Genomic DNA, 16,326 nt, shown 5'->3' on the forward strand with positions numbered 1-16,326 from the left:
CGGCGGGCCCGCCGCACATGATGGGCGGGCCCCACCGATCCGAGGAGATGACGTGCCCGGCCCGACCCGCCGCACCGTGCTCACCGGCATCGTCGGGACCGCGCTGGGCGGCCTCCTCCCGGAGCTCCCGGCGGCCCCCGCGCCGTCGCGGCGGACCGGGGACCCGTTCACCCTCGGCGTCGCGTCCGGCGATCCCGCACCGGACGGGATGGTGCTCTGGACCCGGCTCGCGCCGCGCCCGGACGCCGGGGACGGGCTCGGCGGGATGGCCGGACGGCCCGCCGTCGTCGAGTGGGAGATCGCCGAGGACGAGCGGTTCACCCGGGTCGTCGGCCGCGGCAGCGAGACCGCGGTGCCCGAGCTCGCCTACAGCGTGCACGCCGAGCCGGCCGGGCTGCTGCCGGGCCGCGACTACTTCTACCGGTTCCGCTCCGACGGGCACCTGTCCCCCGCGGCCCGCACCCGCACCACCCCGGCCGCCGGGGCCGCGGTGCCCGCGCTGACGGTGGCCGCCGCGTCGTGCGCGAAGTTCGGCGCCGGGCACTTCACCGCCTACCGGGCGCTGGCCGCCGACGAGCCCGAGCTCGTGCTGCACCTGGGCGACTACATCTACGAGACCGACGAGGGCGAGGTCCGCGATCCCGGCGGGCCCGAGCCGACCGACCTCGCCGGCTACCGGCGCACGCACGCCCACCAGAAGACCGACGCCGACCTGCAGGCCGCGCACGCCGTCGCCCCCTGGCTGGTGGTCTGGGACGACCACGAGCTGGTCAACAACTGGGCGGGCGGCGACCGCGGGCGCGCACCGGACCGGCGGCGCGCCGCGTTCCAGGCGTACTACGAGCACATGCCGCTGCGCCGGGCGTCGCTGCCGCGCGGCCTGGACCTGCAGCTCTACCGCCGGATCGGCTGGGGCTCGCTGGCGACGTTCCACATGCTCGACACCCGCCAGTACCGCGGCGACGGCTCGATCACCGGCGCCGGGCAGGAGCGCTGGCTGCTCGACGGGTTCCGCAGCTCCACCGCCGGCTGGGACGTGCTGGGCCAGCAGGTCTTCTTCGCCCGGCGCAGCGGCGGGCGCAAGTCCCGGGACACCTGGGAGGCGTTCCCGGAGTCCCGGGACCGGATCGTCCGCGGCTGGACGGACGCCGGCGTCCGGAACGCGGTCGTGCTGACCGGGGACGAGCACGTCCACCACGCCAACGAGATCCTCCCCGGCGGCGACCGGGACGCGCGCCCGGTCGGCACCGAGCTGGTCACCACCTCGGTCACCTCCGGCGGCGACGGCGGTGACGGCGGTGACGGCGACGGCGACGGCGACGGTGGCTCCGAGAACCCGCACATCCGCTACCGGGAGGACCGGCGCGGCTACCTGCTGACCCGGTTCGAGCCGGCGCAGCTGCGCGCCGACTTCCGGGTGGTCGAGCAGGTCAGCCGCCCCGGCGCGCCGGTCAGCACCGCGGCGACGTTCACCGTGCCCGACCGTGAGCCGGGCCTGCACCGCGGCTGAGACCGCCGGTCGCGGGCCCGGGCGTCGTCGATTCGGATGACCGGCGCTAACACCGGCTGCTCCGTCCGCGACATCCCGTTCGTCCGAGCGGTGGTGTTCCACCGCCTCCCACCACGGTCGACGGAGACCCGCCATGACCCTGCTGCACCGCCCGCATCCCGCGGTCCTCGACGACCGCGGCGTCCCGACCTGGGTGGTCCTGCTCATCACCGCGCTGCTGGCGCTCGCCGTCGGGGCGCTGCTGGTGCTGCCGTTCGTCGGGATCGGCTGAACAGGTCCCGAGGAGCAGGTCCCGGGGAGGAGATACTGGGGGCGATGGTTCCCCCGCCGGTCCGCCCGCTGCCCGATCTCCCGGTCACCGCCGTCCTCGACGACCTGCGACGGGCGCTCGACCGGCACGGCTCCGGCGTGCTCGTCGCGCCGCCCGGCACCGGCAAGACCACCCTGGTGCCGCTCGCCCTGGCCGGGCTGCCCGTCGGCGACGACGTCCGGGCCGCCCCGGCCGGCCGGGTGCTGGTCGCCGAGCCGCGCCGGGTCGCCGCCCGGGCCGCGGCCGCCCGGATGTCGTCGCTGCTGGGCACCCCGGTCGGCGGGACCGTCGGCTACCGGGTCCGCGGCGACGCCCGCACCGGGCCGGACACCCGGGTCGAGGTGGTGACCTCCGGGCTGCTGCTGCGCAGGCTGGCCGCCGATCCGGAGCTGGCCGGGGTGTCCACGGTGGTGCTCGACGAGGTGCACGAGCGGCATCTGGACGCCGACCTGCTGCTCACTCTGCTGCTCGACGCCCGCGACGGGCTGCGGCCCGATCTGCGGCTGCTCGCCACCTCCGCGACCCTCGACGCGGCCCGCCCGGCCGCGCTGCTCGGCGGCACCGGCGGGCCCGCCCCGGTGCTGGAGGTCGCCGCCCGGACCCACGACGTCGCCGTCACGCACGTGCCGCCGGCCCGCGGCGAGCGGATCGAGGCCGTCGTCGCGCGGACCGCGGTGCGCGCGCTGGAGCACGGCAGCGTGCTCGCGTTCCTGCCCGGCGTCGCCGAGATCGGCCGGGTCGCCGCCGCGCTGCGCGGGCGCGAACTCGACGCCGACGTGCTGCCGCTGCACGGCAGGCTGCCCGCGGCCGAGCAGGACGCCGCGCTGCGGGAGGGCCCGCGACCGCGGATCGTGCTGTCGACGGCGGTCGCCGAGTCCAGCCTGACCGTGCCCGGGGTGCGGGCGGTCGTCGACTCCGGACTGGCCCGGGTGCCGCACGTCGACCACCGGCGCGGGCTGTCCGGGCTGGTCACCCGGCGGGTGTCCCGGGCGGTCGCGACGCAGCGGGCCGGGCGCGCCGGGCGCGAGGCACCGGGCGTCGCCTACCGGTGCTGGCCGGAGGGCGAGGGCCTCGCCGACGCGCCGGAACCCGAGATCCGCACCGCCGACCTGACCGGGCCGGCGCTGGACCTCGCCGTCTGGGGCACCCCGGACGGTGCCGGCCTGCGCTGGTGGGACGAGCCGCCGGCGGGCCCGCTGGCCGCCGGGCGCGCGGTGCTCACCGCGCTCGGCGCGCTGGACGCCGCGGGGGCGGTCACCGCCCGCGGCCGCCGGATCGCCGCGCTCGGGCTGCATCCGCGGCTGGCCAGGGCGCTGCTCGATGGCGCCGACGCCGGTGCCCCGGCCGACGTCGCCGGGATCGTGGCCGTGCTCGACGACGACACCCTCGCCGGCCCGGCCGACGACCTGGTCGCGGCGCTCGCCCGGCTGCGCTCCGGGGAGGCGCCGGGGGCGCGGCGCTGGCGGGGTGAGCGGGACCGGCTGGCCCGGACGCTGCGGCGCACCGGCCCCGGCAGCGGCAGCGACCCCGGCAGCGGTCCCGGCAGCGGCACCGACCCCGACCCCGGCAGCGGCTCCGGCTCCGGCTCCGGTCCCGGCACTGGCTCTGACTCCGGCACCGGCTCCGGCAGCGGCTCCGGTGGCGGGGGGCAGCGCAGCCGGATGTCCGGGCCCGAGCTCGCCGCGCTGGTCACCGGGCTCGCGCACCCGGAACGGCTCGCCCGGCGCCGGGACACCGGATCCGGGGTGTACCTGCTGGCGGGCGGGACCGCCGTCGAGGTGCCGCCGGGACCGCTGCGCGACGCCGAGTGGCTCGCCGTCGCGGTCGCCGACCGGCGCCCCGGTGAGGTGCACGGCCGGGTCCGGCTGGCCGCCGCCACCGACCGGGAGACCGCGGAGCGGGCCGGTGCGGCGCTGCTCGTCAGCGGCGCCGAGGTGGTCTGGGCGGACGGCGACGTGCGCGCGCGCACCGTGCACCGGCTCGGCGCGATCGTGCTCGCCGAGCGGCCCGATCCGCGTCCCGCACGGGACGCCGTGCGCTCGGCGCTGGTCGCCGGGCTGCGCGCGGAGGGCACCGGGCTGCTGCGCTGGACGGCGGCCGCGTCGTCGCTGCGGGAGCGGCTCGGGTTCCTGCACCGGGTGCTCGGCGAGCCGTGGCCGGACGTCGGCGAGGAGGCGCTGCTGGCCTCGGCGGAGGACCCGGCCGGCTGGCTCGCCGGGCCGCTGGCCACCGCCCGGCGGCGCGCCGATCTCGCCCGGGTGGACGCCGGGCAGGCGCTGCGGGCCCACCTGGCCGCGCACGTCGGCGGGCTCGCCGGGCGGATCGACGAGCTCGCCCCGGAACGGCTCGCCGTGCCGTCCGGGTCGCGGATCGCGCTCGACTACTCGGGGGACGCGCCGGCGCTGCCGGTCCGGGTGCAGGAGGTGTTCGGCTGGACCGGCTCACCGGCCGTCGCGGGCGGGCGGGTGCCGGTGGTGCTGCACCTGCTGTCCCCGGCCGGGCGGCCGGCGGCGGTGACCGCGGACCTGCCGTCGTTCTGGGAGACCGGGTACCCGCAGGTCCGGGCGGAGCTGCGCGGCCGCTACCCGAAGCACGCGTGGCCGGAGGACCCGCGGACCGCCGTCCCGGCGCGGGGCACCGGGCGCCGCCGGTGACCGGTCAGCCGATCCGCTCGGCGAACACCACGACGTTGTCGGTGTAGCTGTCCGCGGACCGGTCGAAGGCGCCGCCGCAGGTGATCAGCCGCAGTCCGGCGTGGTCGAGGTCCCCGTACACCTCGGCGGTCGGGAACTCCGCCTTCGGGTACTGGCCGGTCCGGGTCACCACGAACGCCACGGTGCCGCCGTCGGCGCGGTCGACGACCATCCGGTCGCCGGGGACGAGCGTCGCCAGCTCGGCGAACGCGCCCGGGCGGCCCTTCCAGTCGACGTGCGCGGCGAGCACCGCGGGCCCCAGCTCGCCCGGGGTGGGCGCGCCGGTGAACCAGCCGACGGTGCCCGCCGAGTCGGGGACCTCCATCGTGCCGTCCGGGTGCAGGCCGAGCGGCACCGGTCCGGTGTCCAGGCCGAGCCGGTCCACCCGCAGCCGGACGGGCTCGGAGCGCAACAGGGTGCCCGGGCCGTCCGGCAGCAGCGCCGAGCCGGCCCGGGCGCCGTCGTGCACCCCGGTCGCGGCGACCGGGGTGGTCGCCGGCCCGGCGGGCGGGGCGCCGGCCGGGGCGGCGAGTGCGACCAGTGCCGACGCCGCCAGCACCGGAACGGCGACCCGCAGCACCCGCCGCGCCCGGCCGGCCCGCCGCCGCGCGCCGCGATCCGCCGTTCCCCGCCCGGCCCGGTCGCGCACCGGCCGGGTGGGGAACGGCGGGACGGTCACGGTCGCCGGACTCAGCCGCGCCGGGCGCCGACCATCCGGCGGGCCGCGAACGCCCCGACCCCGCCGGCGGCCAGCGCACCCAGCGCGACCGGGAGCATCTCGGCCGGTCCGCCGCCGGCCTCCACGCCGCCGACCGGGGTCGCGCTGACCTGGGTGGCGCCGTCGCCGGAGTCGCTCGATCCGGTGCCGGTCGAGGCGGTGCCGGCGTAGGCGTGGTTCTCGCAGGCCACGCCGTCGCCGTCGGCGTCGAGCCGCTCCGGGTCGCCGGGGAGCAGCGCGGCCTGCGCCTCCTCCTGGGTGGCGAAGTCGGCACAGTCGCGGTCCTGCGCGAACGCGGCTCCGGCGAGCGGCACGGTGGCCGCTACGGCGAGCAGCGCAGCGGCGGGGAGGGTACGCAGACGCATCGGGGTGGTCCTTCCGGGGGAACGGGTCGATCAGGTTGGGGAGCCCATCTCCTTAACGACTCGGCTGTGGCATGCGTTACACCCGATCGTGAACCGGGTTGAACCCGGCGACGCCCCCGGCGGAGGGTGGCGCCGTGACGCCCACCCCGGCACCGGCCGACCTCCCCACCCCCGACGACGTCCTGGCCGCCGCGCAGGTGCTGCGCGGGACCGCCCACCGGACCCCGGTGCTGACCTCCCGGCTGACCGACGCCGAGCTCGGCGCCACCGTGCTGGTCAAGGCGGAGAACCTGCAGCGCACCGGGAGCTTCAAGTTCCGCGGCGCGTTCCACACCCTGTCCCGGCTCGACGACGCCCGGCGCCGCGCCGGGGTGGTCACCTTCTCCTCCGGCAACCACGCCCAGGCGCTCGCGCTGGCCGCACGGCTGCTGACGATCCCGGCGACGATCGTCATGCCGCAGGACGCGCCCGCGTCGAAGGTCGCCGCCACCCGCGGCTACGGCGCCCGGATCGTGCACTACGACCGCTACACCGAGGACCGGGCCGCGATCGCCGCCGATCTCGCCGCCCGCGACGGGCTCACCCTGGTGCCGCCCTACGACCATCCGCACGTGATCGCCGGGCAGGGCACCTCGGTGCTGGAGCTGCTGGAGGACCACGGCCCGCTGGACGCGCTGTTCGTCTGCCTGGGCGGCGGCGGGCTGCTGTCCGGCTCGCTGCTGGCGGTGCAGGCGCTCTCCCCCGGCTGCGCCGTGTTCGGCGTCGAGCCCGAGGCCGGCGACGACGGCAGGCAGTCACTGCGAGCGGGCCGGATCGTCACCATCGCGCAGCCGCGCACGCTGGCCGACGGCGCCGCGACCACGCACCTGGGCGAGCTGACCTTCCCGATCATCGCCGGGCACGCCGCGGACGTGCTGACCGTGCCGGACGACGCGCTGGTCGGGGCCATGGCGCTGTTCGCGTCCCGGTACAAGGTGGTCGTCGAGCCGACCGGGGCGCTGGCGTTCTGCGGGATGCGGGCGGCCGTCGCCGCCGATCCGGAGCGGTTCGCCGGGCGGCGGATCGGGGTGACGGTGTCCGGCGGGAACGTCGACCTGGACCGGTTCGCGGCCCTGGTCAGCCCGGTCAGGCGCGGCGTGAGCCCGGTCGCCCCGGCGGTGAGCCCGGACGGCCCGGCGTGAGCCCGGTCAGGCGGCGCCGGCGGCCGCCGCGCGGCGGCTGCGCCGGTGGTGCAGCACCCCGGCGCCGACGGCGAAGGCGAGCAGCACCCCGGCGGTGCCCCGGGCCGCGGCCGAGCCGGAACCGCCGTCCCCGGCGTCCGGCTCGGAACCGGCGGTGACGACCGCCGGGATCAGGTTCCAGACGGTGTGGAAGGCGCAGGACACCCACAGCCCGCCCCGGCCCAGCGCGAGGAAGCCGAGCAGCAGCCCGAGCGCACCGGTGCTCACCACGTAGGCGACCGTGACCCCGGGGTTCAGGCTGTGGCACAGGCCGAAGACGACCGCACTGAACAGGACGGCGCCGTAGCTGCCCAGGTCGCGCCGGACGGCCTGCATCAGGTAGCCGCGGAACAGGATCTCCTCGGTCGACGCCTGCACCGCGACGGTCACCAGCAGCACCAGCACGACGAGCAGGCCCGGCGACACCGGATCGGGCCCGGCGTCGGCGCCCCCGCCCGCCGGTGGGGCGAGCACCGCGACCAGCACCTGCAGCGCGGCGAACAGGACGATCGCGGTCAGCGCCCCGACGAGCACGCCGACCGCCGGGCGCGGCACCCGGAAGCCGAGATCGGCGATGCCGCGTCCCTCGCGGAACCGCAGCCACAGCACGAGCACGATCAGCGGCGGCAGGAAGGCGATCAGATTGCCGATCGCCAACCCCTGCCAGCCGTCCTCCGGCAGCCCGGTGAGCCGGCTGACCGCGAGCAACAGGTAACCGCCGGCGAGGACCAACGCGACGACCCCGGCGGTGGGCAGCAGCACCCGGCGGATCCGGGTGCCGGCCGTGCTGCTCGCGGTGGAGGACGCCATCCGCCGAATCTAGGCCGGACTCCCCCGATCTCCTTTCCCCACAACGCATTCACACCCGACCGAGTGACCTCACCCGATCCGCAGCACCGGTTTCCCCGGCGCCCGGTCCGGCGACTCCAGGTAGTCGTGCGCGGCGGCGACGTCGTCGAGATCGAAGATCCGGTCGACCAGCGGGGTGAGGGTCCCCGCCGCCAGCCCGGCCCGCGCGAACGCCACCGCCCGGGCCAGCACCGCCGGATCGCCCACCACCTCGCGGACGTGGAACCGGCGCAGCCACACCGGCGCGTACCCGGCGGCGGGCAGCGGCGTCGGCTCCCCGGACAGGCCGCCGTGCACGATCACCGCACCGCCCGGCGCGCAGGCCCGGACCAGCCGTTCCACGCCGGGCCCGCCCTCGGCGTCGAGCACCAGATCGGCACCGCCGCCGAGGGCCTCGCGCAGCCGCTCGGCGTCCGGGGTGCCGGTGAGGACCTCGTCCGCGCCGGCCGCACGCAGCGCGTCGCCGTGCCGGCCGTCCGGCACCACCGCCACCGCCCGCGCGCCGATGTGCCGGGCGATCTGCAGCGCCGCGGCGCCGATGCTGTTCGACGCCGCGGTGACCAGCAGCCGGTCCCCTTCGCGCAGCCGGACCGCGTGCCGGGTCATCCCCCACACCGTCAGCAGCGGCATCCAGAGCGCGGCCGCGCCGGCGTCGTCGAGACCGGACGGGCGGGCCAGCAGCGCACCGGCCGGGACGATCGCCTCCTCGGCGTACACCGGGTGCGTGTTCTGCGACGACGCCGGCAGCACGCACACCTCGTCGCCGGGGCGCCACGGCCCGGCGTCCGGCCCGGTGGCGAGCACCGTCCCGGTGCACTCGCTGCCCAGACCGGCCGGCAGCACCGGGGCCTCCAGGTAGGTGCCGCGCCGGAAGTTCACCTCGGACCGGTTGAGCCCGACCGCGCGCACCCGGATCCGGACCTCGCCGGCGCCGGGGTCGCGCAGCTCGACGTCCTCGATCCGCAGCACCTCCGGGCCACCCGTCTCGTGGAAGCGGACCGCGCGCACCGTGGAGCCGGTCACCGGACACCGTCCCGGCGCTGCGGCACCCCGGGATCGTCGTCGCGCAGCTCCGGTGGCAGCAGCTCCTGCGGGAAACCCTGCCAGGCGACCGGGCGCAGGAAGCGGGACACCGCGCCGGCCCCGACGGAGGTGGTCGACGGCGCCGTCGTCGCCGGGTAGGGGCCGCCGTGCTGCTGCGCCCAGCTCACCGTCACCCCGGTCGGCCAGCCGTTCCAGACCAGCCGCCCGGCCAGCCCGGCGAGCAGCGGGAGGAGCTCGGGGAGCTCCGGGTCGCCCGGGTTGCCGTGCACGGTCGCGGTGAGCGCGCCGCCGAGCGCGCGCAGCGCCGCGTGCAGCTCCCCGGTGCCGGACCAGGTGACCAGCAGGGTGCTCGGGCCGAAGCACTCGGCGCCGAGTGCGTCCGGATCGGCGGCGAGCGCGGCGGCCGTGGTCACGTGCGCGGACGGCCGCGGGGCGAGCCCGTCCCCGGTGTCACCCGCCGCGGTGGACGAGTGGACGCCGGGGTGCGCGGCCAGTGCGGCGCGCCGCTGCGCGAACGCCTGCGCGCCGGCCGCGGTGAGCATCGGCTGCGGCTCGACCGCGGCGATCGCCTCCTGCACCCGGCCCTCCAGCCCGGACCCGGCCGGCACGAACACGACACCGGGCTGGGTGCAGAACTGCCCCGCGCCCAGCGTCGCCGAGCCGACCAGCCCGGACACGATCTCGTCCGGCCGGCCGGCGGCCGCCGACGGGGTGACGACGACCGGGTTCACGCTGCCCAGCTCGCCGAAGAACGGGATCGGCACCGGGCGGGCGGCGGCGATGTCGTGCAGGGCGCGGCCGCCGTGCACCGACCCGGTGAAGGCGGCCGCGGCGGTCCGCGGGTCGCGCAGCGCGTCGACGCCGGTCTCGACCCCCTCGACGAGCGCGAACGCCCCGTCCGGCGCGCCGGCCGCGCGCAGCGCGTCGCGGACGATCGCCGCGGTGCGGCGGGACAGCTCCGGATGCCCCGGATGGGCCTTCACCACCACCGGGCAGCCGGCGGCGAGCGCGGCGGCGGTGTCCCCGCCGGCCACCGAGAACGCGAACGGGAAGTTCCCGGCGGCGAAGACCAGCACCGGACCGAGCGGCACCTGATGGCGGCGCAGGTCCGGGCGGGGCCCCATCGGCCAGTCCGGGTCGGCGGTGTCGACGACCGCGTCGTGCACCGAGCCCTCGGCGATCACGTCGCCGAGGAAGCGCAGCTGGAACGCGGTGCGCACCAGCTCGCCGGCCAGCCGGGGGTGCTCCGGCAGGTGGGTCTCGGCGTGCGCGAGCGGCAGCAGCTCGCCGGACGCGCCCTCCAGGGCGTCGGCGACGGCACACAGCCAGGCCCGCCGCCCGGTGGTCCCGGCCGCGGCCACCGGGGCCGCGGCGGCGGCGGCCTCGGCGAGCACCGTCTCCAGCTCGTCGTGCATGGTCCTCCTCCGGTCGTCGGGATCGTGTCGTCGGCTGTGGGTCAGAACAGGCTCTGCCGACCCGGTACCCGCAACCGGGCCCGGTCACCGGCCGCGAACGCCGCGTCGAACCGGTGGTAGGCGTCGACGAGGTGCCGGCGCATCGCCTCCTCGGCGGCGTCCGGGTCACAGCCGGCGATCGCGTCCAGCACCGCGCGGTGCTCGCGCACGGTCGCGGTGCCGTCGATGTCGGGCGAGTAGAGGCGGAACGCGTGCAGGTGCCCGTGCGTCCCCGTGTAGGCGCGGCGCGCGACGTCGTTGCCGCAGGCGGCCAGGATCTCGCCGTGGAAGGTGGCGTCGTGGGTGACGAGCAGCCGGCGCACGTCGGCGACGCCGACCGCGGCACGCTCGAACCGGTCGACCTCCCGGGCGAGCCGGCCCGCCGGGTTGGACAGCCGGTTCACCGCGACCGCGCGCACCGCCCACAGGTCGACGAGCAGCCGGAACTCGAACAGCTCGCGCAGGCCGGCGCGGTCGAGCAGCGCGGTCGTCCGGTAGCCCCGGCCCTCCCCGGTGCGGACGACGAGATGGTCACCCTCCAGGTGCCGGACCGCCTCCCGGACCGGGGTCTGGGACACGCCCAGGTCCCGGGCGAGCGCGTCGAGGTTGATCCGCTCCCCCGGCTCGATCCGGCTCTCCAGGATCATCGTCCGGATCTCCTCGTAGACCTCGGCGGTGCTCCTGCGGCCCGCAACCGGCAGCTCCCCGGTCACCGGCGCCTCCTCTCGACACGTCCACCCGGGACGGACGGTAGCGGGTCACCGCGATCTCATCCCGATCCCGCCGCCTGCCGGTGCAGGTACCCGAGCAGCGCCCCGATGCCGAACTCCCACGGCGGCAGCTCCTCGGTCCGGCCGACCTCGTTGACCAGCGCGCCCAGCCGCGGGCTGGAGATCGTCACCCGGTCGCCGACGACGTGGGTGAAGCCGTGCCCCGCGGCGCCGCGGTCGCGGGTCGGCGCGAACAGCGTCCCGGTGTAGAGGACGAAGCCGTCCGGGTACTGGTGGTGGGCGCCGTACGCGGCGGCGACGAGCTGTTCGAGGCTGCGGCTGAGCCGGCCGACGTCGTTGTGGTCGTCGAGCACGAAGCCGTCCGGGCCGTCGATCCGCAGTGCGATCCGCTCGGTGCGGACCGAGTCGAGGGTGAAGCCGTCGTGGAAGAGCCGGACGAACGGGCCGAGCGCGCTGGAGGCGTTGTTGTCCTTCGCCATGCCGAGCAGCAGCGCGCTGCGGCCCTCGACGTCGCGCAGGTTGACGTCGTTGCCCAGCGTCGCGCCGCGCGGGACACCCCGCGCGTCGACCACCAGCACCAGTTCGGGCTCCGGGTTGTTCCAGTCGGAGAACGCCGGGATGCCGACCCGGGCGCCGGGGCCGACCGAGGACAGCACCGGGGCCTTGGTGAACACCTCCGGATCCGGCCCGATGCCGACCTCCAGGTACGGCGACCACAGCCCGCGCCCGCGCAGCACGGTGCGGACCCGGGCGGCCTGCGCCGATCCGGGGACGATCGTGGACAGGTCGGCCGCCGGGCTGCCGCCGAGCGCGGCGGTGACCTCCGCCCGCACGCCGGCGGCCAGCGCCGGGTCACCCGCGCAGCGCTCCTCGATCACCCGTTCCAGCAGACTGCCGGCGAACGTCACCCCGCACGCCTTCACCACCTGCAGGTCGACCGGCGCGAGCAGCTGCGGCCCGGCGCCGCCGGTCACCGCGTCCAGGCTCCACAGGACGGGCGCGGTGGCGGCGGCCCGCGCGACGTCGGCGGCCGGCAGCTCCAGCAGCCCGGACACGGTCGCGGCGGTCGGAAACAGGTCGGCGAGCCCGTCGCCGCGCACCGCGACCGGGCGCGGCCCGCCGGTGCCCGGATCCCACACCCGGCCGATCAGCAGCGCGTCGGCGGCGTCGGCGGGGAGCAGACCGGCCGGCGCGCTCACCGGGCCGTCCCGAGATCGCGCCAGCCCGCCCCGTCCGGGAACTCCCAGTGCCGCAGCGACGCCTCGTGCATCGCGGCCCCGGTGCCGGGGGCCGACGGTGCGGCGTAGCGGCCGTCGCGGACCACGACCGGATCGACGAAGTGCTCGTGCAGGTGGTCCACGAACTCGACGACCCGCTCGCCGATCCGACCGCTGACCGCGGCGTGGTCGAAGAACGACAGGTGCACGACCAGCTCGCACAGCCCGACGCCGCCGGCGTGCGGGCAGACCGGGACGCCGAACCGGGCGGCGAGCAGCAGGTTCGCGACGTTCTCGTTCACCCCGGCGACCCGGGTGGCGTCGATCTGCATGACGTCGATTGCGCCGGCCTGCAGCAGCTGCTTGAACACGATCCGGTTCGCGACGGCCTCCCCGGTCGCGACCCGCACCGGGTGCACGCCGGCCCGGATGTCAGCGTGCCCGAGGACGTCGTCGGTGCTGGTCGGCTCCTCGATCCAGTACGGCTCGTGCGCGGCGAGCGCCCTCACCCGCTCGATCGCCTCGCCGACCTCCCAGCGCTGGTTGGCGTCGATCGCGATCCGCACGCCGTCGCCGACCGCCGTACGGGCCAGCGCCAGCCTGCGGTCGTCGTCGGCCGGTTCGCCGCCGACCTTCAGCTTGATCATGTCGAACCCGTCCCGCACGGCCTCCCGGCACAGCCGGACCAACTTCTCGTCGCTGTAGCCGAGCCAGCCCGGCGTCGTCGTGTAGGCGGGGTAGCCGGACCGCTCCAGCTCGGCGATCCGCTCGGCGCGGCCGGGTTCGGCGTCGCGCAGCAGACCGAGCGCGTCGTCCGGGGTGAGCGCGTTGCGGATGTGCGTGAAGTCGACGACGCCGACCAGCTCGGCGGGCGGCATCCCGGCCAGCAACCGCCACAGCGGCACCCCATCGCGGCGGGCCCGCATGTCCCACAGCGCGTTCACCAGGCCGCCGCAGGCCATGTGCGCGACGCCCTTCTCGGGCCCGAGCCAGCGCAGCTGCGAGTCGTGCACCAGCCGCCGCGACGCCGATCCGAGGTCGGCCAGCAGCTCGTCGGCGTCCCGGCCGAGGAGCAGCGCCCCGTAGGACTCCATCGCGTGCACGACCAGCTCGTTGCCGCGGCCTGCGGTGAAGACCAGGCCGTACCCGGTCTCCCCGGCGTCGGTGGTCACGGTGACGTGGGCCGCCGAGTAGTCGGGATCGACGTTGACGGCGTCGGACCCGTCGAGCTCCAGCGACGTCGGAAATCGGACGTCGCGGGTGCGCACGGAGGTGATGACCGGCATGGGACTCCTTCGGTGCGGGGATCTGTCAGGCAAAGCCGAGCGCCGTGGGCAGCCACGTCGTCAGCAGCGGGAAGTAGGTGATGACGATCAGCACCGCGACCAGTGCGACGTAGAACGGCAGCAGTCCGCGGATCACCGTCGGCACCGGCGTGCGGGTGACGCTGGCCAGCACGAACACGACCAACCCGACCGGCGGGGTGAGCAGCCCGACCATCAGGTTGAAGATCACGATCGCGGCGAAGTGCAGCGGGTCGATCCCGAACACCTCGGCCACCGGCGCGAGCACCGGGACCAGGATCAGGATCGCCGCGGTCGGCTCCAGGATGGCGCCGACCACGAACAACAGCAGGTTGACCAGGATCAGGAAGACGATCGGGTACACGGTGAGGCCGAAGATCAGCTCGGCGGCCAGCTGCGGGGCCCGCTCGCGGGCCAGCACCCAGCCGAACAGCGCCGCGGAGGCGACGATGAAGAGCACCGAGCCGGAGGTCTCGACGGTCTGCAGCAGGGTCCGGTAGAGACGGCGCAGGTCCAGCGCCCGGTAGGTCAGCGCGAGCACCAGCAGGTAGACCACGCCGAGCGCGGACGCCTCGGTCGGGGTGAAGACGCCGGACAGGATCCCGCCCAGGATGATCACTGCGGCGCCGAGCGCCGGCAGCGAGCCGAGCACGGCGCGGAGCCGCTGCGCTGCGGGCAGGCTCTCTTCCCGCAGGTCCGAGCGCTTGCGCATCAGCCACCACGACGTCGCGCACAGGGTGAGCACCAGCAGCAGGGCGGGCACGATCCCGGTCATGAACAGCGCGCCGACCGACAGCCCGGCGGTGACCGCGTAGATGATCGCCGGGATGCTCGGCGGGATCAGCGGCGCGATCAGCGAGGACGCGCCGGTGATCCCCACGCTGAAGGTCAGCGGGTAGCCGCGCTTGACCATCGCCGGGACCTGCACCCGGCCCATCGCCGCAGCGTCGGCGATCGCGGCGCCGCTCATCCAGGAGAAGCCGAAGCTGGTGCCGACGTTGACGTAGCCCAGGCCACCGCGGACCCGCCCGACGACCGCGGTGGCCGCGTCGAAGAGCTTGTCGGTGACCCCGGAGACGTTCGCCAGGTTGCCCAGCAGGATGAACATCGGGACGGCGAGGATCGGGAAACTGTTCACCCCGGACACGGTCTGCTGGGCCGCGATGCCCAGCGACGCCGTCGGATCGACGACCACGTAGACCAGCGACGGGACCAGCAGCGCGATCGCCACCGGTACCCGCAGCAGCAGCAGGGCGATCAGCGCGCCCACCATCAGTGCGAGCGTCACGGGATGCTCCTCGGGGCTCCGGCGGTGAGCGCCTCGACGGCGCCGGGCATCTCCTCGGGATGCCGCAGCGCGACGTAGAGGTTCAGCGCGCCGTGCAGCGCGACCAGCGCGAACCCGACGACGGCCGCGGCGTAGACGACGGTCAGCGGGAGTCCGGTGGCCGGCGCCAGCAGCGAGGAGCTGCCGGCCGCGAACACCGCCCCGGCGACGGACAGGGTCGCCGACGCGGTCAGCACCACGATCCCGGCGAACGCGTCGACCAGCCGGGACGCGCGCCGCCCCAGCCGGTCGACCAGCAGGTCGACGACGATGTGCAGCCGCCGGGACATCACGTAGCCCGCGGCGACGAAGGTCAGCCACACCAGCAGGAACCGGGCGATCTCCTCGGTCCAGCTGAGCGGGCTGTCGAAGACGTAGCGGGTCAGCACCTGCAGCAGCACCGCCACCAGCACCCCGGCGAGCAGCAGGCAGGACACGACGCGTTCGACGTCGACCAGGAACCGGTAGCCGCGGCTGCGGCGCTCCAGCAGGTCGGGGGCCTCCGGGGCCTCCTCGGGCAGGTCCGCACCGGCCGGGGCGCTCATCGGACCGACTCCCGGATCTCCTCGTAGACCGCGCCCCAGGACACCCGGCCGGGCAGCTCGGCCCGGACCCGGTCGGCGAACGGGGCGATGTCGACGTCGTGGACGGTGAGTGTGCCCTCGGCCCGCCACTGCTCGACGATCCCGGTCTCCTCGGCGAGGATGCACTCCCGGATCGCCTCGCCGGCCGCCGCGGCGGCCGCGTCCAGCCGGTCCCGCTGCTCCGGTTCCAGGGCCGAGTTCAGCTCGTCGTTGGTGATCAGGTGGACGCCCTGCACGATGTGCCCGGTCAGGTTCAGGTGGTCCTGCACCTCGTGGAACCCGGACGACGAGATGGTCGGGACCGGGTTCTCCTGGGCGTCCAGGGTGCCCTGCTGCAGCGCGAGGTAGACCTCGCCGAGCGCCATCGGCGTCGCGGCGCCGCCCATGATCCCGAAGTTGGTGAGGTACAGCGGAGCGTCCGGGGTGCGGATCTTGACCCCGGCCAGGTCCTCGGGCCGCTCGACCGGCCGGTCGGCGGTGATGTGCCGGGTGCCGTAGTACCAGCTGGACAGCACCCGCATCCCGCTGCGCTCGCGGAACTCCTCGTGCACCCGGGCGACCACCGGCCCCTCGACGGCGGCGACGAACTCGCCGACGTCGTCGAACAGGTAGGCGCCGTCGAGCACCGCGGCGGGCTCGTACCAGACCCCCAGGAACGACGGCCCGGCCACGGTCAGGTCGAGCCCGCCGGCGGCGACCTGCTCCAGCGACTCGGCCTCGGTGCCGAGCTGCGCCGAGGGGTAGCTCTCCACGGTGATCCCGCTGCCGAGCAGCTCCTGCTGGATCAGCGGCGTGCCGCACTGCTCGACCGGGTGGCTGACGTCGTAGGCGTGCGCCAGCCGCAGCACGGTGTCGCCCGGTTCGCCCGGCGCCACCGGGATGTCGCTCGCGTCGATCGGGCCGCCCAGGCCGCAGCCGGACAGCAGCAGGGCCACGACGGCCGCTCCCGCCCCGGCCCGGCGCAGGCGCCCTCGTCGGTCAGCCGTCATCGCGCTCCCTC

15 protein-coding genes are annotated in these 16,326 nt (G+C 76.4%); 4 read left to right on the forward strand and 11 right to left on the reverse strand.

The features are described 5' to 3' along the window. Positions 1–52 precede the first annotated feature (52 nt). From ACVJO7_RS04725 to ACVJO7_RS04735, 3 genes are all read left to right on the forward strand, one after another. Entirely contained in the window at positions 53–1,510 is a 1,458-nt protein-coding gene (locus tag ACVJO7_RS04725) for an alkaline phosphatase D family protein (RefSeq protein ID WP_491671872.1), read from the forward strand. A 133-nt stretch (positions 1,511–1,643) separates the two neighbouring features. Beyond that, positions 1,644–1,781, forward strand: coding sequence for a hypothetical protein (locus ACVJO7_RS04730; protein ID WP_491671873.1), 138 nt, complete (start codon positions 1,644–1,646; stop codon positions 1,779–1,781). A gap of 44 nt (positions 1,782–1,825) precedes the next feature. Further along, on the forward strand, positions 1,826–4,474 hold the full coding sequence (locus tag ACVJO7_RS04735) for an ATP-dependent RNA helicase (protein ID WP_491671874.1): 2,649 nt from the start codon (positions 1,826–1,828) through the stop codon (positions 4,472–4,474). 4 nt (positions 4,475–4,478) lie between these two features. On the opposite strand, the gene ACVJO7_RS04740 is transcribed toward ACVJO7_RS04735, so the two are convergent. Together ACVJO7_RS04740 and ACVJO7_RS04745 are read right to left on the reverse strand one after the other, a co-directional pair. Beyond that, positions 4,479–5,192 (reverse strand): class F sortase, encoded by a 714-nt coding sequence (locus tag ACVJO7_RS04740; protein ID WP_491671875.1) that lies wholly within the window; start codon positions 5,190–5,192, stop codon positions 4,479–4,481. Between the two features lie 11 nt (positions 5,193–5,203). Further along, positions 5,204–5,596 carry an excalibur calcium-binding domain-containing protein gene (locus ACVJO7_RS04745; RefSeq protein WP_491671876.1) on the reverse strand — a complete coding sequence of 131 codons (393 nt, stop codon included), beginning with the start codon at positions 5,594–5,596 and terminating at the stop codon, positions 5,204–5,206. 134 nt (positions 5,597–5,730) lie between these two features. Here ACVJO7_RS04745 and ACVJO7_RS04750 point away from each other — a divergent pair, with 134 nt between their 5' ends. Then, the gene (locus ACVJO7_RS04750) at positions 5,731–6,777 is read left to right on the forward strand and encodes a threo-3-hydroxy-L-aspartate ammonia-lyase (protein WP_491671877.1); all 1,047 of its coding nucleotides are present in this window, start codon (positions 5,731–5,733) and stop codon (positions 6,775–6,777) included. Positions 6,778–6,783: 6 nt separating this feature from the next. On the opposite strand, the gene ACVJO7_RS04755 is transcribed toward ACVJO7_RS04750, so the two are convergent. From ACVJO7_RS04755 to dctP, 9 genes are all read right to left on the reverse strand, one after another. Next, positions 6,784–7,626, reverse strand: coding sequence for a CPBP family intramembrane glutamic endopeptidase (locus ACVJO7_RS04755; RefSeq protein WP_491671878.1), 843 nt, complete (start codon positions 7,624–7,626; stop codon positions 6,784–6,786). Between the two features lie 69 nt (positions 7,627–7,695). After that, on the reverse strand, positions 7,696–8,688 hold the full coding sequence (locus ACVJO7_RS04760) for a zinc-dependent alcohol dehydrogenase family protein (protein WP_491671879.1): 993 nt from the start codon (positions 8,686–8,688) through the stop codon (positions 7,696–7,698). Beyond that, positions 8,685–10,124, reverse strand: a complete 1,440-nt coding sequence (locus tag ACVJO7_RS04765) for an aldehyde dehydrogenase family protein (protein WP_491671880.1) — start codon at positions 10,122–10,124, stop codon at positions 8,685–8,687. The genes ACVJO7_RS04760 and ACVJO7_RS04765 overlap by 4 nt, the downstream gene beginning before the upstream one ends. Before the next feature lie 41 nt (positions 10,125–10,165). After that, positions 10,166–10,876, reverse strand: a complete 711-nt coding sequence (locus tag ACVJO7_RS04770; RefSeq protein WP_491671881.1) for a GntR family transcriptional regulator — start codon at positions 10,874–10,876, stop codon at positions 10,166–10,168. A 56-nt stretch (positions 10,877–10,932) separates the two neighbouring features. Then, positions 10,933–12,093 (reverse strand): fumarylacetoacetate hydrolase family protein, encoded by a 1,161-nt coding sequence (locus ACVJO7_RS04775; protein WP_491671882.1) that lies wholly within the window; start codon positions 12,091–12,093, stop codon positions 10,933–10,935. Next, positions 12,090–13,397, reverse strand: coding sequence for an enolase C-terminal domain-like protein (locus ACVJO7_RS04780; RefSeq protein WP_491671883.1), 1,308 nt, complete (start codon positions 13,395–13,397; stop codon positions 12,090–12,092). The genes ACVJO7_RS04775 and ACVJO7_RS04780 overlap by 4 nt, the downstream gene beginning before the upstream one ends. 25 nt (positions 13,398–13,422) lie before the next feature. After that, a complete protein-coding gene (locus ACVJO7_RS04785; RefSeq protein ID WP_491671884.1) occupies positions 13,423–14,703 on the reverse strand; it encodes a TRAP transporter large permease in 1,281 nt (426 codons plus the stop codon). After that, on the reverse strand, positions 14,700–15,287 hold the full coding sequence (locus ACVJO7_RS04790) for a TRAP transporter small permease (RefSeq protein ID WP_344025305.1): 588 nt from the start codon (positions 15,285–15,287) through the stop codon (positions 14,700–14,702). Before ACVJO7_RS04790 ends, ACVJO7_RS04785 begins: the two co-directional genes overlap by 4 nt. Further along, positions 15,284–16,315, reverse strand: coding sequence for a TRAP transporter substrate-binding protein DctP (gene dctP / locus ACVJO7_RS04795; RefSeq protein WP_344025307.1), 1,032 nt, complete (start codon positions 16,313–16,315; stop codon positions 15,284–15,286). Before dctP ends, ACVJO7_RS04790 begins: the two co-directional genes overlap by 4 nt. Positions 16,316–16,326 lie beyond the last annotated feature (11 nt).

This window comes from Pseudonocardia sp. DxW, assembly GCF_058448985.1.